We start from the raw sequence: 22,417 nt of genomic DNA on the forward strand, positions 1-22,417 counted from the left end.
CCGCCAATTGCAACTCTATCGTCTCCGCCGCTTCGCGGTCCAGACGCAGCCGACTGCTGTCCACGCCCGAAAAGTCTTTCGCGCGAAGCGGTTATGCAGGCTTATTCGAAACTGCGGCGTAATTGCGCACGGGATCTTCGAAGGCTCTCTCGCACGAAGTGTGCGTCGCAAAATGAACAGCTGCGTTGGCGCGACGCATGATCCAGACGTGCAAGCAAGACGGCGCCGGGCACATCCTTAGTTCTAGACGAGGAGCCGTTCGGCTTTCTCGACAGACGCGATCAATCATGATCTGATCGCGCTACCAATTTGCTGCGGCCAGCGTGGATTGTTCACGTCAGCCGACGGCACCAATAAGAAAATCCAACAACAAGAATACAAAAAGAAAGTCTCTCAGAGGAAACTCCAACAACAAAACCCAGGCGAGGAAACGAGATGTCACGCAAGAAACTGACGCGACGTCAATTTGTGGCTGCCACTGCAATGTCCTCCGCGGCGCTGATCACGGCGCCCTACGTCCGGGGCGCTTACGCCGCCGGCAAACTCTCGATCGGCTTCTGGGACCATTGGGTACCAGGCGCCAACAAAGCCTCGACCGATCTGGTCAACGAATGGGCCGCCAAGGAGAAGGTCGAAGTCACCATCGACTACATTCCCAGTCAGGGAAACAAGAACCTTCTGACCATTGCGGCGGAAGCGCAGGCAAAGTCCGGCCACGATATCTTCGCGATGCCGACGTGGTGGGCTCATTCCAATGCGGACCAACTCGAAAACGTGGCCGACATCATGGGACCGATCATCGCGGAAAATGGCGAGGTGAACGGCACGGTCAAATATCTGGGCATGGCCGACAACAAATGGCTCGGCGTCCCCGCCTGTGTCGGCAGCCAGATCAAGGGCCCCTGCTCCCGCATCGATCTGATGAAGAAGCATGCCGGCATTGACGTTCAGGCGATGTACCCGGCGGGCTCCGAACCAAAAGCCGATGACTGGACGCTCGAAACCTTCCTGAAAGCCGCGGAAGCCTGCCACAAGGCCGGCGTCCCCTTCGGTATCGGCCTCGGAGAGACCACCGACAACGTCGATACCGCAGGCGCGATTTTCCTGTCGTTCGGTGCCCAGCTCGTCGACGCCAAGGGCAATCTCACCGTCAAGACCGACGCGGTTCGTCAGGCTCTCGATTTCTACAAGAAGCTGATCAGCTTCCTGCCGCCCGACGTCGCGGCATGGGACGACGCATCCAACAACAAATGGCTGGTCTCCGGCCGTGGCGCGATGATCATGAATCCGCCGAGCGCCTGGGCCGTCGCCAAACGCGACGCGCCGCAGGTTGCGGAGCAGTGCTGGACGCACGGATTCCCGAAGGGGCCGAAGGGGCGCTTTGCACCCTATCTGCCCTATTTCTGGAGCATCTGGAATTTCTCCAAGAACAAGGAAGCCGCAAAGAGTCTGCTCATCGCGTTGTCGAAGCCGGCAGCCATCGAAAAGATGGTGAACGCCAGCGGAGGCTACGATTTGCCGGCCTATGAGAAGCTCACAACGCTGAAGGTTTGGCAGGAAGAGGGGCCGCCGAAGGGGACGCTCTTTCATTATCCAAACCCCTACAAGCATCAGACGTTGTCGATTGCGGCCTCTCCTGCCCCGCCGAAGATCGCCCAGCAAATCTACGCGCAAGCCACGCTCACCAAGATGTGCCTGCGGTATCATCAGGGCGAAGCGATGGAAAAGACGCTCGCCTGGGCCGAAGGCGAATGCGAAGGCTTCATGCGGAGCTAAGCCGGACAGGCTCGCCGCGCCGGCACCAAGCCGTCCGCGACGAGTCCTCCGTCTCACTCACTTGGCGAGAACCGGCAGCCTCGGTTCTCGCACCTTCCAAGAGTCGGGTTGATCGACCAAATCGCGCGAGGAAAATGCATCATGGCGGATGTCGCATTGCAGCCGAACACGGTCGGCGCAGCGCAACCGGTACGAAAACGCTCCGGTCTGCAAAAGGCGCTCAAACGCAAATCCACCGCGGCGTTCCTGATGACGCTGCCGTTGATCATCCTGATCGCGCTTCTGGTGCTTTATCCTGCGTTCTATTCGCTCCATCTGGCGACGCTCAACAAGTCGATGCAGAGATTCGTGGGCCTCGGCAATTTCGAGTTCCTGTTCAAACGCGACACGTTCTGGCTGGTCGTCAAGCAATCCTGCATCTTCGCGATCACCGCCGTCTTGTTCAAAGCGCTGATCGGATTCATTGTCGCCCACTTCGTCCATAACATTCCGGCCAAGGGTCAACGCAAATGGCGCGGCATGCTGCTGGTGCCCTGGGTCATCCCGCCCGCGATGAGCACGCTCGCATGGCTGTGGCTGTTCGACCCTTCCTACAGCGCGTTCAACTACACGCTGTCGTTTTTCGGGATCGGGCCGATCCCGTGGACGGGCGATGCCGACTGGGCGCGCTTTTCCGTGATCCTCGTCAATGTCTGGTACGGCGCGCCGTTCTTCATGATCATGTATCTGGCTTCCCTGAAATCGGTGCCCGAGCAGCTCTATGAAGCCGCGGCGATCGACGGAGCCAATTGGTGGCAGCGCATCTGGTACGTCACGCTGCCGATGATGCGCAACATCATAGCGATCACGACGCTGTTCTCGCTGATCGTGACCTTCGCCAATTTCGACATCGTGAGAATCCTGACCGCCGGCGGCCCTCTCGACCACACCCATATCTTTGCGACCTGGGCCTTCCGGATCGGCATCGAAGGAAGCGATATTCCGCTTGGCGCAAGCGTCTCCCTGTTCATGGTGCCGATCCTGGCGGTCGCAGCGATATTCATCCTGCGGGACGTCAACAAGCGCGGGAATGAAGCCTGATGAGCTCAGTCACGATAGACAAGGCCGCGCCGACGCGCACCGTCAAGCTGGGAAGCATGAGCCGCGACCGCAAATGGGCGCTGCGATGGTCGTATTTCTTTCTGACGCTGTTTGCGATCTTCTCGCTGCTGCCGCCCATTTACATGCTGGTCACCTCTCTCAAGAGCAGCGCCGAAATCTCGGCGGCGACCAATCCATGGTGGGTCTTCCATCCCACCCTCGAGAACTATGTCGGCCTGCTGACGTCGAACCAGTTCCTGCGGTTCTTCTTGAATTCCGCGCTGGTTTCGATTTTCGTGGTCACCATCACGATGCTGATCAGCGTGCCCGCAGCCTTTGCCCTCGCGCGGATGCGATTCTGGGGGTCGGCCACGCTGGCGACCGGCGTGTTCCTGACCTACCTGATTCCGGACAGCCTGTTGTTCATTCCACTGTTCAAGGTTTTCGCACAGTTCGGCGACTGGACCGGCATCCAGCTCATCAACCGCTGGTACGTGCTGCTCTTCATCTATCCGACACTGACGGTCCCGTTCTGCACATGGATCATGATCGGATACTTCGCATCGATCCCAAAGGAGCTCGACGAGGCCGCGATCATCGATGGGGCGTCCTGGTTCCAGACGCTGACCCGGATCTTCATTCCGGTGGCGCTGCCGGGTCTGATCGCTGCGACCATTTTCGCCTTTACCGTTTCCTGGGCGCAATTCCTCTATCCGCTCGTGTTCACGACCTCCACGGATCAACTCGTGCTGCCGGTCGGCATCATTACCACGCTGATCAAGGGCGACGTATTCAACTGGGGACAGATCATGACCGGCGCGCTGCTTGGCGCGGCGCCGCCGCTGATCATCTACGCGTTCCTGATGGACTATTACATTGCCGGCCTGACCGCCGGTGCGACAAAGGGTTGATGGCGAGGAGCTGAACTTCGATGGCTGACGTTGCTTTGCGGAAAGTAGTCAAGCGTTACGACGACGTCGAAGCCGTGCGCGGCATCGACCTCGACATCGCCGACCACGAGTTCATCGTGCTGGTCGGCCCCTCCGGCTGCGGCAAGTCGACCACGCTGCGGATGATCGCCGGCCTCGAGGACATCAGCGACGGCGACATCATGATCGGCGGCGACGTCGTCAACGACGTGCCGCCGAAGGACCGCGACATCGCGATGGTGTTCCAGAACTACGCACTCTATCCGCACATGACGGTCGCCGAGAACATGTCGTTCGGGCTCCGCCTCAAGCACTACCCCAAGGCCGAGATCAAGGCGCGGGTGACGGAGGCCGCCCGCCTGCTCGACATCACCGACCTGATCGACCGCAAGCCGAAGCAGCTCTCCGGCGGCCAGCGCCAGCGCGTCGCGATGGGCCGCGCCATCGTCCGCAACCCCAAGGTCTTCCTGTTCGACGAGCCGCTGTCCAATCTCGACGCCAAGCTGCGCGTGCAGATGCGGATCGAGATCAAGAAGGTGCACCAGAAGGTCCGCACCACCACCGTCTACGTCACCCACGACCAGGTCGAGGCGATGACCCTGGCCGACCGCGTCGTGGTGATGAACAAGGGACGGATCGAGCAGATCGGCACGCCGAACGAGCTCTACCACAAGCCGGCAACGCGCTTCGTGGCCGGCTTCATCGGCTCGCCCGCGATGAACTTCATCCCGTGCCGGCTCGAGGATGTCGGCGGCACGCTGCAGATCCGCCTGACTGACCGCATCGCCTTCGCGCTGCCGCCGGCTCGCGCCGCGCGCTACAACGCGCTGCCGCGCACGGAGAAGCTGCTGCTGGGCATCCGCCCCGAGCATCTCACCGAGTCGCATGCGCATCTCGGACCGGGCGTCGAGTCCTTCGATACCGTGCTCGACGTCACCGAGCCGATGGGCATGGAAACCCTGGTCTATTTCGGGCTCGACGGCACGCCGGTCTGCGGCCGCGTCGATCCCAATGCCGGCGCCAAGGACGGGGCTCCCATGCGTTTGGCGATGGACCTCAATAACATGCACCTGCTAAACGAGGCGACCGGCGTCGTGATATGACGCCGGTTCAAGAAACTCGCGCAGGCAGGGGACGATGGCGACCAACAAGAAGAAGATTTTCGTTACACAAACTTTGTCGCAAGGGGCACGCGCCCTCCTCACCCAGCGGGACGATATCGAGCTCGTCGAGTTCGCGAACCTGATCTCGGCTCGGGATTTCGAGGCCCTGCTGAAGAGCCATGCGCCGGTCCACGGTGTCGCACTCGGCGCGACCGCCTTTGGCGAGACCGAGCTCGAAGCCGCCGGGGACATGAAAGTGGTGACCCGTATCGGTGTAGGCTACGACGCCGTCGACGTGCCCGCCCTCTCCCGCCGCAAAGTGCCGCTGATGGTGGCAGGCAGCGCCAACTCGCCCTCGGTCGCCGAGCAGGCGCTGTTCATGATGCTGACGCTGGCCAAGCGCGCGAACGAGTTGCACGCCTGCGTCAAGGACGGCAAATGGGCCGACCGGCTCGGCATGCTGCCGTTCGATCTCTACGGCAAGACTGTGCTGATCATCGGCTTCGGCCGCATCGGCACCCGCACCGCCAAGCGGTGCCTCGCCATGGAAATGAAGGTGCAGGTCTACGATCCCTACAAGCCTGCAGCCGACATCAAGGCCGCCGGCTGCGAGCCGGTCGCGGACCTCGACGCGGCGTTGCCTCACGCCGATTTCGTCACTATCCACTGCCCGAAGACGCCGGAAACCGTCGGCCTGTTCGATGCCGACAGGATCGGCCGCATGAAGCCGAAATCCTATCTCATCAACACCGCGCGCGGCGGCATCGTGAAGGAAGCCGCGCTGTACGATGCGCTGACGTCCGGCAAGCTCGCCGGCGCCGGCATCGACGTGTTCGAGGTGGAGCCGCCGCCGGTCAGCAACGCACTGTTCGCCCTGCCCAACGTCATCATCGCCCCGCATGTCGCCGGCGTGACGGTCGAGGCGGTGCAGCGCATGAGCGAGCAGACCGCGCGCAACATCCTGAGTGTGCTGGACGGGGACCCCATCACGCAGAACGTCATCAATCAGGACGTGCTGGGCTGAACGCGACCCGAGGCGGATGGTCACCCCATCCGCCTTCGGAAGGCCAGAATGCGTCCCATTTTGGTGCAGATCGAGCCCCAACTCAGCCTTAATCAAACGCGCCTAATGTTCCCGGCCGCGGCGGCAGTGGGACAAACTCGCCGGCCGCGTCGAGCTGGAGGATGGACCCTTGTCAGAGATCGACCCGACCGACCACGCGCTGGCGACCATCGCCAGCATTTTGGAGCGCCCCGAGCCTGTTCTCGTGGTCCGCGAGACCGAGACTGAAATCGTGCTCGCCGGCGAGCGTGAACACCTCGCTTCAGACGAGCAGGCAGTCATCGACGAGCAGCCGGCTCTCGAGGAGCATCCGGTCGTCGAAGAGCAGCCGCTGGTCCCGGACCACACCGATGCCGACGGCTACAGCAAGGTCGGGCCCGGCCCCATGGTGGCGATCCGGCTCAAATGGACGGTCCATCGCGGCGATGACGGCCAGTACTACGTGCACGAGACCATCGGCGAACAATCCGCGCCGGTGGTCAGCGGCCCCATGACGAGCGAGGCCGCAGTCCATTTCGTCGACGTCCAGGAGGACGAGGCACAGAGGCGCTTCGAGCTGCTGCGCAGCGAGATCGCCGGCCGCAGCTCCCTCGCCGACTACGAGCGCAAAGGCGAAGCCTAAGGCGCGGCGAGTCAGCGCTCGCGCGGGCCGAGGAAGTCCCGCTTCACCAGCTCGACGCCTGCGTGCCGCAACAGGTCGTAGGCAGTCGTGACGTGAAAGAAGAACTGCGGAACGCTGAACGTCAGCAGCAGCGTCCGCCCGGTGAAGGGCAGCTCGGTCCCGTTCTTCAGCTTGAAGAAGACATTCCGCTCTGCCGCCGCGTCGATCTTCGCACGCGGCAGTTCTTCAATGAACTCGATCGACGTCGCGATGCGCGCCTGCAGCCCGGCCATGTCGTGCTCGAGCGGGGGCAGCGCGACCGGCTCGCATTCTGCCAGCAAGGCCGGCGCGACCACGGCATGGCGGCAGGCCTCTCCGACCTGCTGCGCGAGATCGTACATGTTCGGCGCAAGGCGCATGCCGAGCAGGACTGTCGGGTTGAACTTGCGCGCCTCGGCATAGGCAACGCCCTTGTCAAGCAGCGCAGACAGGTTGCGCAGGTAAGGCACGAACAGGCCGACTGAAGCCTCGTACATCGAGATCGTCACGCCGAGATTCCTTTCAATTCCGTCTCGCCAGCGACTGGCATCTGGTCTAAATCCAGCTTTGGAGAGCTGCACAATGACAGCTCGCGCAGGGGTGGAGAAGAGATGATCGTTCGAATATCCGTTCGCGTTTTGGCGGCTGTAGCCTTGGCGTTGCTGGCAAACCTTTCGGCCTACGCGCAGCAGGCATCGCCCTCGCGCCTCGACGAGATCGTCAAGCGCGGCACCTTGCGCGTCGGCATGACCGGCGACTACAAGCCCTTCACCTATCTGGACAAGGCGACGCAGAAATTCAGCGGCTTCGACGTCGACATGGCGGAAGCGCTCGGCAAGGCGCTCGGGGTCAAGGTCGAGTTCGTGCCCACGGCCTGGCCGAAGCTGATGAAGGATTTCGAGGCCGACCAGTTCGACATCGCCATGGGCGGTGTCTCGGTCACGCTCGACCGCCAGAAGAAGGGCTTCTTCTCGACGCCGATCATGCGCGAGGGCAAGACGCCGATCACGCGCTGCGCCGACGTCGGCAAGTACCAGAGCATCGCCGACATCGACAAGAAGGGCACCCGCGTCATCGTCAATCCCGGCGGCACCAACGAGCGCTTCGCGCGCGCCAACATCAAGGACGCCGACATCACTGTCTTCCCCGACAACACCGTGATCTTCGACGAGATCGCCAAGGGCAATGCCGACCTGATGATGACGGACGCCTCCGAGACGCGCTACCAGCAGAAGCAGCATCAGGGCGTGCTCTGCGCGGTGCACCCGGAAAAGCCATTCGACTTCTCCGAGAAGGCCTATTGGCTTCAGCGCGACATGGCCCTGAAGGCCTTCGTCGACCAATGGCTGCACATTGCCATGGAAGACGGCAGCTACAGGAAGATCTACGCCGCCTGGTTCGACTAGCGCGTTTGTCACGCGAGGCAAGGGACCGGTCGCATCGAGAAGGACGGTGACGTGAGAAGCCGGAATGCCGTTCCGATTCCGCTGGAACGGCGCCTCAGGCCGCGTCCTCCTGTCGCTTGCCGCGGCCTCACTTTGGACTGGCCCCCGGGCTATTGAACCCGGGACAGCAGGACGACGACTCATACCGAGACAGTGATCTAGATCACTTTTTGCGATCGGACCGGCGCCTAAGCGTCGGTGCGGGGACCATCTGTTGAGGAGATCCGAAATGAGGAAGCTGTTGGCTGCGGCCACGTTCCTTTTGTTGGCGAGCACAGCTGCCCAGGCGCAGTACACATTCGAATATGGCGGGCGCACCATCCGCATCGATCCGGACCGCGGCACGGTGCAGATTCCCGGCGTCTACGACAACACCGGCCAGCCCAAGGCCAAGAAGGCCAAGAAGAACGAAACGGCGCCGGGCCAGCAGCCGCCGCAGCAAGCCACAGTCGAGCCGCAAAGCCCGGCTACGCCGGCTCCCGCCCCCGTCAACCCGCCGCCAGCGGCCGCGCAGGCGCCTGCGCCTGCCGCCGCGGCCGTGGCGCCCCCGCCGGCTCCGCCTGCGGCGGCAACCGCCAGCAATGCGCCGGCCGAAACTGCCGTGCTGCCGCCCCCCGCGCCTCCTCCGGCGTCGGCGCCGGCCGCACAGCAGGCTGCTCCCGCCGTGACACCACCCCCGGCCCCGACCGTGGCCGCGGCCCCGCCCGCGCCGCCTCCGGCACCCGCTCCGGCGGCCCCCGCACCCGCCCCGGTTCAGGCTGCGGCCGTGGCTCCGCCGGCCCCGGCGGCTGCGCCCACGCGCGATCTCAATTCCCCGCTCGGGATCTGGCTCACCGAGGAGAAGGAAGGCAAGGTCCGCATCGAGCAGTGCGGCAGCAATCTCTGTGGCTATTCGGTCGACAGCAAATCGAACCAGAACGGCGAGCAGGTCCTGATCAACATGAAGCCCGGCAAGGACCAGAAATGGTCCGGCCGCATCCTCGATCCGAACTCCGGCTCGACCTACGATTCGACCATCGCGATGAAGGGCACCGACCGCCTGCGCGTGCAGGGCTGCGCCTTCGGCGGCATGTTCTGCGGCGGCCAGACCTGGACGCGGGTGAACTGAGTTTCAACGTCGATATGTCCGCTAAAGAAGGGGCCCGCGAACCGGGCCCCTTTGCTTTTACCCCGCGATTGATCGCAAGGTACGCGGCCTCACAGAGCCTCCCGCGCGCGTGACAGGTCTCACATCGCCGGTTCCGCACCCGTGCCACGTTCCCCGCATGGTCACCCAAAGGGGCGTGTCATGAACGGCTTTCGCAAAGGTCTCTTCGCCATCCTCGTCGCCATCGCTTTCCCGCTCGCGCAGGCTGATGCTGCGACAAGCACTTTCGACGGGACATGGAATGTCCGCATCTCGTCATCGAGCGAGACCTGCGGCAACGGCGCCACCGTCGCGATCGGCATCAACAATGGGCAGATTGCCTCGGGCAGCACGGCAGTGACGGCGTCCGGGCGCGTCGCCGACGCCGGCAGCATCAACGTCACCCTGAGCACCGGCATCAAGCGCGCCGTCGGCTTCGGCCGCCTTAGCGGCAGCTCCGGCTCCGGCACCTGGCGCGGTGCGCTGTGCACGGGCACCTGGACCGCGGAGAAGATGTAACTCGTTTCGCGTATCCCGGACGCGCAGCAGCATGCGACGCTGCCGCGCAGAGCGGGGACCCAATTCTCTTGGGTGCTGGAAGATTCTGGGTCCCGGATCGGCAACGCATCGCCTGGGGGCGATGCGTCTTGTCCGGGACACGAGGCTAGCCGACCGCTGCCCCGTAGTCCGCGTCGCTCACCGGCTCGAGCCAGGTCGAATAGACGCCGTCGAGCGCTTCCTGCATGGCGATGTGGCACATGCTGTTATCAGGCGAGGCGCCGTGCCAGTGCACTTCGCCCGGCGGAATCCAGACGGTGTCGCCGGGACGGATTTCCTGCACCGGCCCGCCCTTGGTCTGGACACGGCCGACACCCGAAATCACGTAGAGCGTCTGGCCGAGCGGATGATGGTGCCAGTTGGTGCGGGCGCTGGGCTCGAAGGCGACGCGCGAGACGTTCAGCCGCGCCGGCGCGGGCGCCATGTTGATGGGGTCCTGCAGCACGGTACCGGTGAAATGTTCCTTCGGCGCGCGGCGGGTGGGCCGCGTGCCGGCGAGCGTGATATCCATGGGCTACCTCGTTTCCTTGTCCGTTACGTCTTGCTGGCGGCGTAGCGCGCCTTGGTCTCGGCGTTCATGGGATAGAGGCCGGGCAGCGCGGCGCCGTTGTTCACCTCGTTGACGATCCAGGCTTCCATCCGCTCCTGCTCGACGCCTTCATTGAGCACGTGCTCGAGCATCGCCTGCGGGATCAGCACGCAGCCGTCCTGGTCGGCAACGACGATGTCATTCGGGAAAACGGCAACGCCGCCACAACCGATCGGCTCGCCCCAGCCGACGAAGGTCAGGCCCGCAACCGACGGCGGCGCGGCATAGCCGTCGCACCACACCGGGAGATTGGTGCCGAGCACACCCTCGACGTCACGCACGACGCCGTCGGTGACCAGCGCCGTGACGCCGCGCTTGACCATGCGGGCGCAGAGAATGTCGCCGAAGATGCCGGCGTCGGTAATGCCCATGGCGTCGACCACGGCAATGCAGCCCTCGGGCATCGCCTCGATCGCGGTGCGGGTGGAGATCGGCGAGGACCAGGATTCCGGCGTCGCCAGATCCTCGCGCGCCGGCACGAAACGCAGCGTGAAGGCCGGTCCCACCAGGCGCGGCAGGCCCGGGCGCAGCGGCCGCGCACGCCGCATCCACACATTGCGCAGGCCCTTCTTGAGCAGGACCGTGGTGATGGTGGCGGTGGTGATGCCGGCGAGGGTCTTGCGGGCTTCGGGGGACAGCGACATGGACGAGAACGAGCTCCGGGGTGCGGGAAAGAACGCGCGCATCTTGCGAGCCGCAGCCCTTGCGTCAAGGGCCAATAGACCTGCAGAAATGCAGAGCCGCCGGGCCGTTATGCGACGCGATAACAAGGCTTTATCACCTTCCCCTGGATTAATTTATTGGACTTGCGGGCGCATTTACGCGAAGCAGGGGTAAGGCGGAACTCGAACTCGAGCCCGCGCTCTTCCGAAGCCCGATTTTGACAGCTCACTTCGACAGCTCAATGGCCGCGACGCTTCCCCCGCCCCGCCTTCTGCCCAGTGGCGACAGCGCCGTCACGGTCGAGTTCAGCCGCACCATCGACGACGACGCCAACCAGCGCGTGCTGGCGCTGGACAAGGCGCTCGCCGCAAGCCCCATCGAGGGCATCACCGAGACGGTGCCGACCTATCGCTCGCTGCTGGTGCATTACGACCCCGGCAAGATCGGTTTCGATGCGCTCGGCGACAAGCTGATTCCGATTGCGATCCAGCCGCCGCCGCCGGTGACCAAAGCCCGCCGCTGGCGCATTCCCGTCGCCTATGGCGGCGAGCACGGCATCGACCTCGAGGATGTCGCCAAGGCGCTGAACACCACGCCCGACGACATCGTCGCCCGGCACGCGGGCGGCGACTACAAGGTCGCCATGATCGGCTTCACGCCGGGCTGGTCCTATCTCAGCGGCCTCGACAAATCCCTGCACATGTCGCGCCGGCAGTCGCCGCGGCTGCTGACGCCGGCCGGCACGATCTCGATCGGCGGCGTCCAGGCCGGCATCCAGTGCCTCGCCGCCCCCAGCGGCTGGCACCTGCTCGGCCGCACGCCTGTCCGAACCTACCAGCTCCATCGCAATCCGACCTTCCTCACCGAACCCGGTGACCGCGTGACGTTCTTCGCCATCGACCACAAGACCTTCGACGAGATGGACCGCGCTGCGGAAGCCGGCGAGATCGTCGCCGAGCAGGTGAACGCATGAGCCGGCTCGTCGTCGCCAGCATCGGGCCGGCAAGCTCCGTTCAGGACGGCGGCCGCCACGGCGCGCAGCGCTACGGCCTCACGGTCAGCGGCGCGATGGACCGGCTGTCGCTGGCCGCGGCGAATACGCTCGTGGGCAACGAGCCGTTCGCAGCGGCTGTGGAAATTGGCCCGTTCGGCGCCGCCTTCACCGCACGTGACGGGGCCGTACGCGTTGCGATTTCAGGCGCCCCGCGCAATGCCGACATCGCCGGCAGCCCGGTCGCCACGGATACATCGGTGACCTTGAAGGACGGCGAGACGCTGACGCTGGGCTTTGCCCGCGGCGGCGCGTTCACATATCTCGCCATCGAGGGCGCCATCAAGGGCGAGATGGTGTTCGGCAGTCTTGCGGTGAATGCCCGCGCGGGCCTCGGCAGCCCCTACCCGCGCCCGCTTCAGGCCGGCGATGAATTCAGCGTCGATGCCGCCAGCGGCGCGCCGGAGTTGCGGATCGAATTGCCCAAGCCCGTGAGCGGCCCGATCCGTGTCGTGCTGGGGCCGCAGGACGACGAGTTCGACGACGCCAACAAGGCGCTGTTCCTGGATAGCGAGTGGAAGATCTCGGCGACCTCCGACCGCATGGGCTACCGGCTCGAAGGACCCGCCATCAAGCATCTCCACGGTCACAACATCGTCTCCGACGGCACCGTCAATGGCAGCATCCAGGTGCCCGGCAACGGCGCGCCGATCGCGCTGATGATGGATCGCGGCACCTCCGGCGGCTATCCGAAGATCGCAACCATCATCACCGCCGATGTCGGCCGCCTCGCGCAGACCTCGGCGGGAACGGCGTTCCGCTTCAAGGCCGTCAGCATGGCCGAGGCGCAGGACGAGGCGCGCAAGTTCGCGCAAGCGATCAAGACCCTGCCTGATCGCCTGCGCGCTTCCGACACCGTCGAGCTCAACATCGAGGCCCTCAGCGATGCGAACGTCGCCGGCTATGCCGTGAGCGCCGTCGACGCCGGGACGTGGCAGGTCACCGCGGAGCCTTAAACAACAAGACCAGAGGCGGAGAGCACCCATGAAGACGATCGATCTGAACTGCGACCTCGGCGAAGGCTTCGGCGCTTGGGAGATGGGCAACGACGCCGCCATGATCGACCTTGCAAGCTCGGTCAACGTCGCCTGCGGCTTCCATGCCGGCGACCCCGACATCATGCGACGGACGGTGGAGCTTGCGAAGGCACGCGGCGTTTCGGTCGGCGCGCATCCCGGCTATCGCGACCTGCACGGCTTCGGCCGGCATCCGATCGCAGGGCTCAAGGCCTCCGAGATCGAGAACCTGGTCGCCTACCAGATCGGCGCGCTGCAGGCGATCGCGACCGCGGCGGGCCACAAGGTGACGCATGTGAAGGCGCATGGCGCACTCTCCAACGTCGCCTGCGAAGACGACATGACGGCAAAGGCGATCGCGGCCGGGATCAAGGCGGTCGATCCCAGCCTGATCTTCGTGGTGCTCGCCAATTCGAAGCTGGTGAAGGCAGGCGAAGACGCCAATCTGCCGATGGTGCACGAGGTGTTTGCCGACCGCGCCTATGAGGACGACGGCAACCTCGTCTCGCGCAAGAAGCCCGGCGCAGTGCTGCACGACGCCAAGGCGATCGCCGACCGCGTGGTGCGCATGGTGCAGGACGGCGCGGTGGTGTCGGTGACGGGCAAGGTCATCAAGATGCGCACGGACACGGTGTGCATCCACGGCGACACGCACGGCGCCGTCGAGATCGCGCGGACCTTGCGGCAGGCGTTGACGACGGCAGGGATCGAGGTCGCGCCGTTCAAGCGCGGCGCGTGAAGTACGCCGTCATTCAGGGATGATGCGAAGTGCCGTAGGGTGGGCAAAAGCGCGCACTTCGCGCGCCGTGCCCACGATTTCCGCGTGATCGAAACAGGTGGTGGGCACGCTTCGCTTTGCCCACCCTACGAGACTGAGCAAGACGCTAGAACGGGTGCACCGAGAGCGTGCCGAACACGATCGCCGCGATGACCGCGAACGCGCTGTAGAGCGCGACATGATGGACGTTCGCCCGCGTCCGCTGCGAGAGCGAGCGCGCGTAAAGATGCAGTCTGGCTTCCGCCGATAGCTCGCGCATGGTCGATCTCCAAGGCCCCATTTGCGGGATTATGAGGGATCACCCGGGGCAGGAGGCAAGATGCCGGCAGAAATAGCGATGCGCCTCCTCCGAGGAAGCCGCATCGCAGACGTAAATTCTTTGCCGGGGCAGGTTCCGAGAATCTTATTCGTTCAAATCCGAGCCAGCTGGAACCGGCCCGGATGACGCTGCGGTGACTTTCCTCAGTACACGTCCGCCTGGAAACGGCCGGTCTTTTTGAGTTCGGCGACGAAGCTGACCGCCTCGTCCGTCGAACGCGCACCGAACTGGGCGACGATGTCGACCAGCGCGCGCTCGACGTCCTTGGCCATGCGCTTGGCATCGCCGCAGATATACAGATGCGCGCCCTCGGCGAGCCAGGTCCACACTTCGCGGCCGACCTCGCGCATGCGGTCCTGCACGTAGAACTTCTTCTCACCGTCGCGCGACCAAGCCAGCGACAGCCGCGTCAACTGGCCCGAGGTCTTCATCGCATTGAGCTCTTCCTGGTAGAAGAAATCGCAGTCGCTGCGCTGATGACCGAAGAACAGCCAGTTCTTGCCGGGCGCGCCAGTTGCCTTGCGGTCGAGCAGGAAGGCGCGGAATGGCGCGATGCCCGTGCCGGGGCCGACCATGATGATCGGCGTCTTCGGATCCTGCGGCAGGCCGAAATTATGCGCCTTCTGCACATAGACCTTGAGCTTCTCGCCCTCATTGATGCGCTCGCCGAGGAAGGTCGAGGCGACACCGATGCGCTTGCGCTTGCCGATCAGGTAGCGCACGGAATCGACCGTCAGCGACAGCTTTCCCGGCGTCGCATTATGCGACGAAGAAATCGAGTAAAGCCGCGGCTGCAGCGGCTCCAGCGCCTCGACGAAGGCCTCCGGATGCGGCCGCGTGCCGGAGAACTTCTGCAGCGCCGCCATCACGTCGAGCGTCGCTGCATCGCCATCGGGATCCTCACCCTGCGCCAGCGCCCTTGCCTTCTCGCGCGCCGCGCCGCCGGTGATGAAGGAGATCAGCTCGAACAGCGAGTCCGGTGCCGGCGACAGCGAGACGTCGTCGATCAGCACCTCGCGCAGCGTCTTGCCGTTGACCTTGGTGGTGTGGGAGGCGCCGAGCAGCGCGATGATCTGGTCGACGAGGCCGACATCGTTGCGTGCGAACACGCCAAAACTGTCGCCGACGACGTAGTCGAGCTTGCTCTCGGACAGATCGAACTCGACGTGGTAGGTCTCCTTCTCCGACTTGCCCTTGTTAAGCAGACGGCGTGACAGAAAGGTTGCTTCGGTTGGATTGTCGCGTGAACGGCCGGGCTCGGCGATCGTCACGGTGACGGCGGGCGCGGCCACCGCGTCCGCCTTCTCCGGCGCTTTCGCCGCAGGCGCCTTGTCGAGCTCCTCGTACAGCGACTTCAGCATCCGCGCGGTTTCCTTGCCGCCGGGGACGCAGAGATTGAGCCGCGCCTCGCTGCGGCTGGCGATCGCCTCGGAATAGTCGTGGCAATTGTAGCCGCACTGACCGCAATCCTGCTGCGCCATCGCCGCCATCATCTTGCGACGCACGGGGCGGCCCTCGGCGAGCTTCATCCGATCGGCGATAGGCATGGTCTGGTCATGCCAGGGCGCTTCGCCGTCGTCACCGTCGCCGGCAGCCCCCTGCATGACCGCAGCGCCCTGCTCGGCCGACAGCGGCGCGGCGACGTCAGGCGACAGCAGTCCGGCAAAAAAGCCGTTCAGCCAGGAGCGCTGCGCGTCGGAGAACGGCGCGCTGGCGGGAATGATATCGAGCCTGGGCGGAGGAGTGATCTGGTTCATGCGGACACCTGTGCATCGGCAAGCTTGCGCAACGCCTCGCCGTCGTGGCGGCGCGCGAAGGAGAGGAAGGTTTCGTCGGCGGACGAGCGATGGGCGAGATAGGCCTTGAGCAGCCCCTCGACCGTCTTCGGCACGTCCTCCGCCTTGAGGTCGTGGTAGACCTCCTGCCCGACATCCGCGTCAGGGCCGAAGCCGCCCCCGGTGAAGAGGTGATAGCCCTCGACCGTGTCGTCCTCGCCGACCGGCACGCGCGCGCCGATCAGGCCGATGTCGCTGATGTAATGCTGCGCGCAGGAATGATGGCAACCGGTGACGTGGATGTTGACCGGCTTGTCCATGGCGACACGCGGCTCGCACCAGTCGCCGATCTCCTCGGCATTGCGCTTGGTGTTGGCAGCGGCGAAGCGGCAGCCGGCATTCCCCGTGCAGGCGATCAGTCCGGCCCGGATGTGAGAAGCCTCGACCGCAAGCCCGATCTGCTTGATCGCGGCAACGGCGAGCTCGACGTTCTCGTCGCGCACGCCCGAGATCAAGAGGTTCTGCCAGACGGTGAGACGGATCTCGCCGTCGCCGAGGTCGCGCGAAAGCTTGGCGAGCCCCCGCATCTGGTCGCAGCTGAGCTTGCCCAATGTCAGCGACACGCCGATCCAGTTGAGACCGTCCTGCTTCTGCTTGTGCACGCCGACATGCGCCATGCGGTCCGCGGCAGGCCGCGGCGCGAACGCCGCTTCCGGCACGCGCGTGAACGGCGTCTTCAGCCGTTCCTCGACCAGCTTGAGGAAGCCGTCATGGCCCATCGCGTCGAGCACGTATTTCAGCCGCGCCTTGTTGCGGTTGGTGCGGTCGCCATGGTCGATGAAGACGCGCACGATGGCGTCGGCGACGGCGGTCGCCTGCTCCGGCTTGACGATGATGCCGGAGTACTTCGCAAAGTCCTTGTGGCCGGTGATGCCGCCGAGGCCGAGCCGGAACCAGACACCCGGCTCGACACCGAAGCCGTCCTTGATCTCATAGGCGGTGAAGGCGATGTCGTTGGTTTCTTCCAGCACCGCGATCCTGCCAGCGCCGTCGAAGGCCACGTTGAACTTGCGCGGCAGGCCGTAGAGCGAGCGGTCGTTGAGGATGTGGTAGTGCCACTCCCGTGCATAGGGCCGCGTGTCGATGATTTCCTGGGGATCGACGCCCGCCGTCGGCGTGCCCGTCACGTTGCGGATGTTGTCGGCGCCGGAGCCGCGCGAGCACAGGCCGAGCTCCTGGATGCCCTCGAGCAGCTTGATCGCGTGCTTCGGCGGGATCTCGCGGAGCTGCAGATTGGCGCGCGTCGTGACGTGGCTGTACGGGCCGCACAGCTCGTCGGCGAGATCGGCAAGGCCCGACAGCTGCCAATGCTTCATGATGCCGTTCGGAATACGCAGGCGGCTCATATAGGAGTCCTGCGTCGGCGCGACGTAGAAGATGCCGTAATAGCGCCAGCGGAAATTATCCGCCGGGCTCGGCGGGCTGTTGTCGAGCGCCTGCTGGCGCAGCCGCGGATAGGCGTCGAAGGGATGCTCGTCGCGCTTGAACTTCTCCTGGTCGGCGAGCTTCTTGCCCGACGCGATCACCTTGTCCTGCGCCTTGAGATGCACGGCATCGGGACCGGTGGGCTCGGCATTCGCCTTGCCCGCGCCGCCGCCAAGGCCGCGCCCGACCCGGCTGATCTGAAGACCGGTCGTAAATCCTTCGAGATAGCGTTTCTGCTCGTCGGTAAAGTCGACTGCGAGCGTATCGATTTTCATGGTCGTTAACGAAGCTCCTGCGGCCGCCTGGGGTGGCATCGACGGACATTGGCGCGACCCGCGAGGGACTGGGCTGGCTCAGAAGCCGGCTTCAGTACCCAACGGTCCGATCAGCTTCGTTGCTGCGGGACTCGGCTCAGCAGGCATCTGTGACAAGCTGGCCGCACTGCAACATTCAAGTTGCGTGCCAGCTTTGACAAAATCGGAAATGCAATGATTTCAAGCGATTAGGTGGATACCCGGGAAATCCCAGGGCGTGAACGGCTCACGAAATTCGAGCACGCAGCTCAAAATCTAGCCGATGTCGGATTCTGCATAGAAATTAGGCAAACCGAATCAAGCCTTCCAGCGCCCGACCCCGAAGGCCTCGAGATGCCCCCGGATGTTGTCGGGATCGAAGACCGGGCCTGCGAATGCCCCGAACGCCGCGGGAGCCTGCTCGGGCGGCCGGCGGCCGAGCGCCGCGTCGTAAAGGTCCGGCCTGAACACGGACATCGCCGTCTTGACGCCTTCGGGGCTGAGCGCGGTCTGCCCCCACCGCACCATCTGCGCGTAGAGCCAGGCGGCCTGGACAGGATCGGGGCGCCCTGCCTCCTCCCGTCCCACCAGGAGGTAGCGGCCGCTTTCACGGAAGGTGCCATCGGGAGAAATCTTGAGACGCCCGGTCAGGGTGCGCTGGATGACTTCGGCGTCGACGCCGATCCGCTCGGGCTGCGCCAGGATCCGCGCCGCCTCGGCGAGGTTGGCGGGCTGCTCGATGAACTCGGCGCCCTTCACCGCCGCACGCACGAGGCTTGCGACCACGTCGGGGTTCTTGTCGGCCCAGACCTGGCGGACCGCCAGCACCTTTTCGGCGGCGCGCACCAGGATGTCGGAGACGAAATGCAGGATGTGACCGATGCCGAGATCGACCGCGACCGAATTCCAGGGCGCGCCGACGCAGAACGCATCGACATGGCCGTTGGCGAGACTGTCGACCATGTAAGGCGGCGGCAACACGACGAGGCGCACATCCTCGTCCGGATCGACGCCGGCCGCCGCCATCCAGAACCGCAGTTGATAATTGTGGGTCGAGAACGGGAAGGTCATGCCGAAGGTCAGCGGCTCTGCCCCCGCCTTGCGCCGCTTCGCCACCACCTTCGCCAGCGCTTTCGCCGTCACCATGGGGTCAAAGCGATCGCCGTCGATCTCCGCCATCAGCGCGGCGTGAAGCGCCGGCGACACCGTGATCGCATTGCCGTTGATGCCGAGATTGAAGGGCGCTGCGATCGGCACCTTGACGTGGCCGAGCCCGAGCGAGGACGCGATCGCCACCGGCGCCAGGAGATGCGCAGCATCGAACAGGCCGATGTTGAGCTTGTCGCGGACGTTGGACCACGATACCTCCCGCACCAGCTCGACCTCGAGCCCTTCGGCGGCGGCAAATCCCTTGTCGACCGCGACGATCAGCGCGGCGGCGTCGACCAGCGGAATGAACCCGATGCGAAGGGGGGCGGTCATTTCAGCATCTCCGACGCGGTGATGATCGACTGGGCGATCTCACCGATTTTCTTCTTCTCGCGCATCGCGGTCGAGCGCAGCAGCACGTAAGCTTCGTCCTCGTTGAGGCCCTTCACCTTCATCAGGATGCCCTTGGCGCGCTCGATGATCTTGCGGTCCTCGAGCTGCGACTTGGTGCGCTCGAGCTCCTCCTGGAGCTTGGCGAAGGCGTTGAAGCGGGACACGCAGAGGTCGAGGATCGGCTTGATGCGCTCCTTCTTCAGCCCGTCGACGATGTAGGCGGATACCCCCGCTTCGACCGAGGCCTGGATCGAGGCGGAATCGCTCTGGTCCACGAACATCGCTATCGGCCGCTTCACGGCGCGGCTGACCTGGAACATCGCCTCCAGAACGTCGCGGCTGGGGTTCTCCAGATCGATCAGGATGATGTCCGGGTCCACCGCATAAATACGGGCCAGCAGGCTCTGCATCTCGCGGATATGGACGACTTCCGTGAACCCGGCTTCCCGCAACCCGTCTTCCAGGATCGCAGCCCGGATCGGGCTTTCGTCGACGATCACGATTTTGGGCGACTGTTCGGCGCTCATGGCTCACTCACGGCAGGTGATTCATCCATAGCACGCCGGAACGCCCTGCAAAGGGTTGTAATTGTGGGCAATTGGGACTAGCTCAGGCCTGTCAATCAGGCAGATTTGGATATGGATCAGACGGCTGCGCCCAAGGTCAGCTTCGTGTCGCTCGGGTGTCCCAAGGCATTGGTGGATTCCGAGCGCATCATCACGCGTCTCCGCGCGGAGGGCTACGAGCTCGCCCGCAAGCATGACGGGGCCGACATCGTCATCGTGAACACCTGCGGCTTCCTCGACAGCGCCAAGCAGGAATCGCTCTCGGCGATCGGCGAGGCCATGGCCGAGAACGGCAAGGTGATCGTGACGGGCTGCATGGGCGCCGAGCCGGAGCAGATCGAGCAGGCCTATCCCGGCGTGCTCTCCATCACCGGCCCGCAGCAATATGAGAGCGTGCTCGATGCCGTGCATCGCGCGCTGCCGCCCGCCCACAATCCGCACGTGGACCTGGTGCCGCCGCAAGGCATCAAGCTGACGCCGCGCCACTACGCTTACTTGAAGATTTCCGAGGGCTGCAACAACCGCTGCACCTTCTGCATCATCCCGAAGCTGCGCGGCGACCTGGTCTCGCGTCCGGCCAACGACGTGCTGCGCGAAGCCGAGCGCCTCGTCGGCGCCGGCGTGAAAGAGCTGCTGGTGATCTCGCAGGACACTTCGGCCTATGGCGTCGATCTCAAATATGCCGAGAGCCCGTGGAAGGACCGTCAGGTCCGCGCCAAATTCCTGGACCTCGCCCGCGAGCTCGGCGAGCTCGGGGCCTGGGTCCGGCTGCAATATGTCTACCCCTACCCGCATGTCGACGAAGTCATCGCGCTGATGAACGAGGGCAAGGTGCTGCCCTATCTCGACATCCCGTTCCAGCACGCAAGCCCCGACGTGCTGAAGGCGATGAAGCGCCCGGCCGCCCAGGACAAGACGCTGGCGCGCATCAAGCGCTGGCGCGAGGAATGCCCCGATCTCGCACTTCGCTCGACCTTCATCGTCGGCTTCCCCGGCGAGACCGACGCCGATTTCGCCTATCTGCTCGACTGGCTCGACGAAGCCGAGATCGACCGTCTCGGCTGCTTCAAATACGAGCCGGTTGCCGGAGCGACGTCGAACGCGATCGAGAACCCGGTGCCGGAAGAGGTCAAGCAGGAGCGCTACAACGCGCTGATGGCCCGCCAGCAGAAGATCTCGGCGCGGCGACTCAAGCGCAAGGTCGGCACGCGCCAGCAGATCATCATCGACGAGGTCGGTCCGACCGTGGCCAAGGGCCGCTCCAAGGCCGATGCGCCGGAGATCGACGGCGCGGTGTATCTGACGAGCCGCCGCCCCTTGCGCGTCGGCGAGATCGTCACCGCCAAGATCGAGCGCGCCGACCAGTATGATCTGCACGGGAGTGTGGCGGGGTTCTGACGCCCGCTGTCATTGACAGCGCAATGACGGCGTAGGCGTCGTCAGGCCAGCCATTTCGGCACCCAGCGCTCGGGGCGCGGTGCCCGCGCAAGATCGGCTTTCGCCTCGGAGAGCCGCGCCGGCTCGCCGTCGATGGTCGGGTGCACATCGTATTCGAAGCTCGGCATGACGCGGCCATCGGCATAGAGGCCGAATTTCATCGCGTACCATAACCCGAGCTCGGGCTGGGCCTTGCGCATCTCCTCGCGCAGATCGCGCAAGAGGGATTCGATCGCGGCGGCTTCCTCAAACGGCTGCGGGCCCCGTGACAGCACGCGTGCCTGATACTGCTTACCGACGATGGCGACCTCGAAACGGGTCTTGTCCCAGGGGTTCTTGCCCTTCGGCAGATGGGCGGCAAGACGCCAGCCGAGCTCGGCCATCAGGCGGTGGTTGGCCCAATAGTCCTCGCGATCCCTGCTCCACTTTTCGACGAAGCCGCGAAAGTCGGGCAGATCGGAAACTGTGTCGTCACATGCCGCCTTGTCGCCGGCGGGCTGACCGGCAAGCCATTGCGCTAGCTCGACCGTCTGGGCCTCGACGTCTTCGTGCGGGCGCAGGTCGCTCCAGGCGCGGTCGAAGGTTTGCGACGTCAGCCTGGTCAGCAAGGCATCAAGGCTCGGCGCCAGCAATTCGTAATCGCCCTCGGAGCCCAGTCCGACAATCGGCGGATTGTCGCGGTCGAGACCTGCGCCATACCAGCCGCCCACGGCCGAACCGTCCGGCAGCCGCATGAACAGCGAGAACCTGTCCCGCAACGGGCTGCCGTCGACGATCGGCGCGGAATCGGAGAACTGGCCCTGCAGCGAAAAGCAGCCGACGCTGCCCCAGGGGCGCCCGTCGAGCCAGGCGGCAAAGTCGACCAGCAGCGGCGGTGCTTCGATGCCTGGCGGGAAGGCGCCGCGAATACTGTCGAGGTCAATCGGGTAAGGCGTATCGGACAAGGTTCAAGACTATCTGGTTGGTCCCGCCCATCTTGGTCTGAGCGGAGTTGCGTCCGGTTCGAACCAATTCGCGGACCTCGATCACAAACGCGCCAGCGGCGCGATGGTTCTGTGGGGCATGGATGAAATGGGACGGAAACGGCAGGGATCGGGTGACGGACGGTCCGCGCCCGCACCGTGTGACACTATAGTGCATTCACGCGGGGGTCACGGACTCGTCCTAACTCTCCCCCGTCTTC

The 22,417-nt window shown here is 64.6% G+C and carries 22 protein-coding genes; 13 read left to right on the forward strand and 9 right to left on the reverse strand.

What is annotated here, in order from left to right; translation table 11 throughout:
- Positions 1–435 precede the first annotated feature (435 nt).
- The 6 genes from CO669_RS23110 (at position 436) to CO669_RS36105 (ending at position 6,573) form a co-directional block, all read left to right on the forward strand.
- Positions 436–1,776 (forward strand): ABC transporter substrate-binding protein, encoded by a 1,341-nt coding sequence (locus CO669_RS23110; protein WP_097662243.1) that lies wholly within the window; start codon positions 436–438, stop codon positions 1,774–1,776.
- Between the two features lie 141 nt (positions 1,777–1,917).
- Entirely contained in the window at positions 1,918–2,856 is a 939-nt protein-coding gene (locus CO669_RS23115) for a carbohydrate ABC transporter permease (protein WP_097662244.1), read from the forward strand.
- Entirely contained in the window at positions 2,856–3,767 is a 912-nt protein-coding gene (locus tag CO669_RS23120; RefSeq protein WP_097662245.1) for a carbohydrate ABC transporter permease, read from the forward strand. Before CO669_RS23115 ends, CO669_RS23120 begins: the two co-directional genes overlap by 1 nt.
- Before the next feature lie 20 nt (positions 3,768–3,787).
- Positions 3,788–4,888: an ABC transporter ATP-binding protein gene (locus tag CO669_RS23125; protein WP_097662246.1), complete on the forward strand. Its 1,101-nt coding sequence runs from the start codon at positions 3,788–3,790 to the stop codon at positions 4,886–4,888.
- Positions 4,889–4,922: 34 nt separating this feature from the next.
- Positions 4,923–5,912, forward strand: a complete 990-nt coding sequence (locus CO669_RS23130) for a hydroxyacid dehydrogenase (RefSeq protein ID WP_097662247.1) — start codon at positions 4,923–4,925, stop codon at positions 5,910–5,912.
- 169 nt (positions 5,913–6,081) lie between these two features.
- Positions 6,082–6,573, forward strand: a complete 492-nt coding sequence (locus CO669_RS36105; protein WP_198964213.1) for a hypothetical protein — start codon at positions 6,082–6,084, stop codon at positions 6,571–6,573.
- Positions 6,574–6,584: 11 nt separating this feature from the next.
- Here CO669_RS36105 and CO669_RS23140 read toward each other — a convergent pair whose 3' ends face one another.
- Positions 6,585–7,088, reverse strand: a complete 504-nt coding sequence (locus tag CO669_RS23140; RefSeq protein WP_198964228.1) for a DUF1993 domain-containing protein — start codon at positions 7,086–7,088, stop codon at positions 6,585–6,587.
- 114 nt (positions 7,089–7,202) lie between these two features.
- Here CO669_RS23140 and CO669_RS23145 point away from each other — a divergent pair, with 114 nt between their 5' ends.
- From CO669_RS23145 to CO669_RS23155, 3 genes are all read left to right on the forward strand, one after another.
- Positions 7,203–7,997, forward strand: coding sequence for a transporter substrate-binding domain-containing protein (locus CO669_RS23145; RefSeq protein ID WP_198964214.1), 795 nt, complete (start codon positions 7,203–7,205; stop codon positions 7,995–7,997).
- Between the two features lie 268 nt (positions 7,998–8,265).
- On the forward strand, positions 8,266–9,144 hold the full coding sequence (locus CO669_RS23150) for a DUF2147 domain-containing protein (RefSeq protein ID WP_097662248.1): 879 nt from the start codon (positions 8,266–8,268) through the stop codon (positions 9,142–9,144).
- A 180-nt stretch (positions 9,145–9,324) separates the two neighbouring features.
- Positions 9,325–9,681 (forward strand): hypothetical protein, encoded by a 357-nt coding sequence (locus CO669_RS23155; protein WP_097662249.1) that lies wholly within the window; start codon positions 9,325–9,327, stop codon positions 9,679–9,681.
- Between the two features lie 145 nt (positions 9,682–9,826).
- Here the strand turns inward: CO669_RS23155 and CO669_RS23160 are convergent, their stop codons facing one another.
- Positions 9,827–10,231 (reverse strand): (R)-mandelonitrile lyase, encoded by a 405-nt coding sequence (locus CO669_RS23160; protein WP_097662250.1) that lies wholly within the window; start codon positions 10,229–10,231, stop codon positions 9,827–9,829.
- 23 nt (positions 10,232–10,254) lie between these two features.
- Entirely contained in the window at positions 10,255–10,953 is a 699-nt protein-coding gene (locus CO669_RS23165; protein WP_097662251.1) for a ribonuclease activity regulator RraA, read from the reverse strand.
- 260 nt (positions 10,954–11,213) lie between these two features.
- On the opposite strand from CO669_RS23165, the gene pxpB reads away from it, so the two are divergent.
- Genes pxpB through CO669_RS23180 form a run of 3 tightly spaced genes read left to right on the forward strand, consistent with a single transcriptional unit; the run spans position 11,214 to position 13,778 of the window.
- Positions 11,214–11,945, forward strand: coding sequence for a 5-oxoprolinase subunit PxpB (gene pxpB, locus CO669_RS23170; protein ID WP_097662252.1), 732 nt, complete (start codon positions 11,214–11,216; stop codon positions 11,943–11,945).
- Positions 11,942–12,979, forward strand: a complete 1,038-nt coding sequence (locus tag CO669_RS23175) for a 5-oxoprolinase subunit C family protein (protein WP_097662253.1) — start codon at positions 11,942–11,944, stop codon at positions 12,977–12,979. Before pxpB ends, CO669_RS23175 begins: the two co-directional genes overlap by 4 nt.
- 28 nt (positions 12,980–13,007) lie before the next feature.
- The gene (locus CO669_RS23180; RefSeq protein WP_097662254.1) at positions 13,008–13,778 is read left to right on the forward strand and encodes a LamB/YcsF family protein; all 771 of its coding nucleotides are present in this window, start codon (positions 13,008–13,010) and stop codon (positions 13,776–13,778) included.
- A gap of 145 nt (positions 13,779–13,923) precedes the next feature.
- Here CO669_RS23180 and CO669_RS23185 read toward each other — a convergent pair whose 3' ends face one another.
- The 5 genes from CO669_RS23185 to CO669_RS23205 all read right to left on the reverse strand — a co-directional run bounded on the left by CO669_RS23185 (position 13,924) and on the right by CO669_RS23205 (position 19,758).
- Entirely contained in the window at positions 13,924–14,076 is a 153-nt protein-coding gene (locus tag CO669_RS23185; protein WP_198964215.1) for a hypothetical protein, read from the reverse strand.
- 203 nt (positions 14,077–14,279) lie between these two features.
- Complete coding sequence (locus CO669_RS23190) at positions 14,280–15,893, reverse strand: sulfite reductase subunit alpha (protein WP_097662256.1); 1,614 nt, start codon at positions 15,891–15,893, stop codon at positions 14,280–14,282.
- Positions 15,890–17,671 (reverse strand): NirA family protein, encoded by a 1,782-nt coding sequence (locus tag CO669_RS23195; RefSeq protein WP_097662257.1) that lies wholly within the window; start codon positions 17,669–17,671, stop codon positions 15,890–15,892. Before CO669_RS23195 ends, CO669_RS23190 begins: the two co-directional genes overlap by 4 nt.
- A 336-nt stretch (positions 17,672–18,007) precedes the next feature.
- Positions 18,008–19,171, reverse strand: a complete 1,164-nt coding sequence (locus CO669_RS23200) for a CmpA/NrtA family ABC transporter substrate-binding protein (protein ID WP_097662258.1) — start codon at positions 19,169–19,171, stop codon at positions 18,008–18,010.
- A complete protein-coding gene (locus tag CO669_RS23205) occupies positions 19,168–19,758 on the reverse strand; it encodes an ANTAR domain-containing response regulator (protein WP_097662259.1) in 591 nt (196 codons plus the stop codon). Before CO669_RS23205 ends, CO669_RS23200 begins: the two co-directional genes overlap by 4 nt.
- A gap of 111 nt (positions 19,759–19,869) precedes the next feature.
- On the opposite strand from CO669_RS23205, the gene rimO reads away from it, so the two are divergent.
- Positions 19,870–21,195: a 30S ribosomal protein S12 methylthiotransferase RimO gene (gene rimO, locus CO669_RS23210; protein ID WP_097662260.1), complete on the forward strand. Its 1,326-nt coding sequence runs from the start codon at positions 19,870–19,872 to the stop codon at positions 21,193–21,195.
- A 41-nt stretch (positions 21,196–21,236) separates the two neighbouring features.
- Here the strand turns inward: rimO and CO669_RS23215 are convergent, their stop codons facing one another.
- Positions 21,237–22,178, reverse strand: a complete 942-nt coding sequence (locus CO669_RS23215; protein WP_097662261.1) for a hypothetical protein — start codon at positions 22,176–22,178, stop codon at positions 21,237–21,239.
- Positions 22,179–22,417 lie beyond the last annotated feature (239 nt).

Source organism: Bradyrhizobium sp. Y36 (genome assembly GCF_002531575.1).
Classification (GTDB): domain Bacteria; phylum Pseudomonadota; class Alphaproteobacteria; order Rhizobiales; family Xanthobacteraceae; genus Bradyrhizobium.

Bases quoted from the DNA above. Each gene is read 5' to 3' on its own strand.
- pxpB (WP_097662252.1), top strand. From the start codon at position 11,214: ATGGCCGCGACGCTTCCCCCGCCCCGCCTTCTGCCCAGTGGCGACAGC.
- CO669_RS23130 (WP_097662247.1), top strand. From the start codon at position 4,923: ATGGCGACCAACAAGAAGAAGATTTTCGTTACACAAACTTTGTCGCAA.
- CO669_RS23125 (WP_097662246.1), top strand. From the start codon at position 3,788: ATGGCTGACGTTGCTTTGCGGAAAGTAGTCAAGCGTTACGACGACGTC.
- CO669_RS23190 (WP_097662256.1), bottom strand. From the start codon at position 15,893: ATGAACCAGATCACTCCTCCGCCCAGGCTCGATATCATTCCCGCCAGC.
- rimO (WP_097662260.1), top strand. From the start codon at position 19,870: ATGGATCAGACGGCTGCGCCCAAGGTCAGCTTCGTGTCGCTCGGGTGT.
- CO669_RS23165 (WP_097662251.1), bottom strand. From the start codon at position 10,953: ATGTCGCTGTCCCCCGAAGCCCGCAAGACCCTCGCCGGCATCACCACC.
- CO669_RS23180 (WP_097662254.1), top strand. From the start codon at position 13,008: ATGAAGACGATCGATCTGAACTGCGACCTCGGCGAAGGCTTCGGCGCT.
- CO669_RS23175 (WP_097662253.1), top strand. From the start codon at position 11,942: ATGAGCCGGCTCGTCGTCGCCAGCATCGGGCCGGCAAGCTCCGTTCAG.
- CO669_RS23145 (WP_198964214.1), top strand. From the start codon at position 7,203: ATGATCGTTCGAATATCCGTTCGCGTTTTGGCGGCTGTAGCCTTGGCG.
- CO669_RS23185 (WP_198964215.1), bottom strand. From the start codon at position 14,076: ATGCGCGAGCTATCGGCGGAAGCCAGACTGCATCTTTACGCGCGCTCG.
- CO669_RS23115 (WP_097662244.1), top strand. From the start codon at position 1,918: ATGGCGGATGTCGCATTGCAGCCGAACACGGTCGGCGCAGCGCAACCG.
- CO669_RS23205 (WP_097662259.1), bottom strand. From the start codon at position 19,758: ATGAGCGCCGAACAGTCGCCCAAAATCGTGATCGTCGACGAAAGCCCG.
- CO669_RS23200 (WP_097662258.1), bottom strand. From the start codon at position 19,171: ATGACCGCCCCCCTTCGCATCGGGTTCATTCCGCTGGTCGACGCCGCC.
- CO669_RS23155 (WP_097662249.1), top strand. From the start codon at position 9,325: ATGAACGGCTTTCGCAAAGGTCTCTTCGCCATCCTCGTCGCCATCGCT.
- CO669_RS23150 (WP_097662248.1), top strand. From the start codon at position 8,266: ATGAGGAAGCTGTTGGCTGCGGCCACGTTCCTTTTGTTGGCGAGCACA.
- CO669_RS23160 (WP_097662250.1), bottom strand. From the start codon at position 10,231: ATGGATATCACGCTCGCCGGCACGCGGCCCACCCGCCGCGCGCCGAAG.
- CO669_RS23140 (WP_198964228.1), bottom strand. From the start codon at position 7,088: ATGTACGAGGCTTCAGTCGGCCTGTTCGTGCCTTACCTGCGCAACCTG.
- CO669_RS23110 (WP_097662243.1), top strand. From the start codon at position 436: ATGTCACGCAAGAAACTGACGCGACGTCAATTTGTGGCTGCCACTGCA.
- CO669_RS23120 (WP_097662245.1), top strand. From the start codon at position 2,856: ATGAGCTCAGTCACGATAGACAAGGCCGCGCCGACGCGCACCGTCAAG.
- CO669_RS23195 (WP_097662257.1), bottom strand. From the start codon at position 17,671: ATGAAAATCGATACGCTCGCAGTCGACTTTACCGACGAGCAGAAACGC.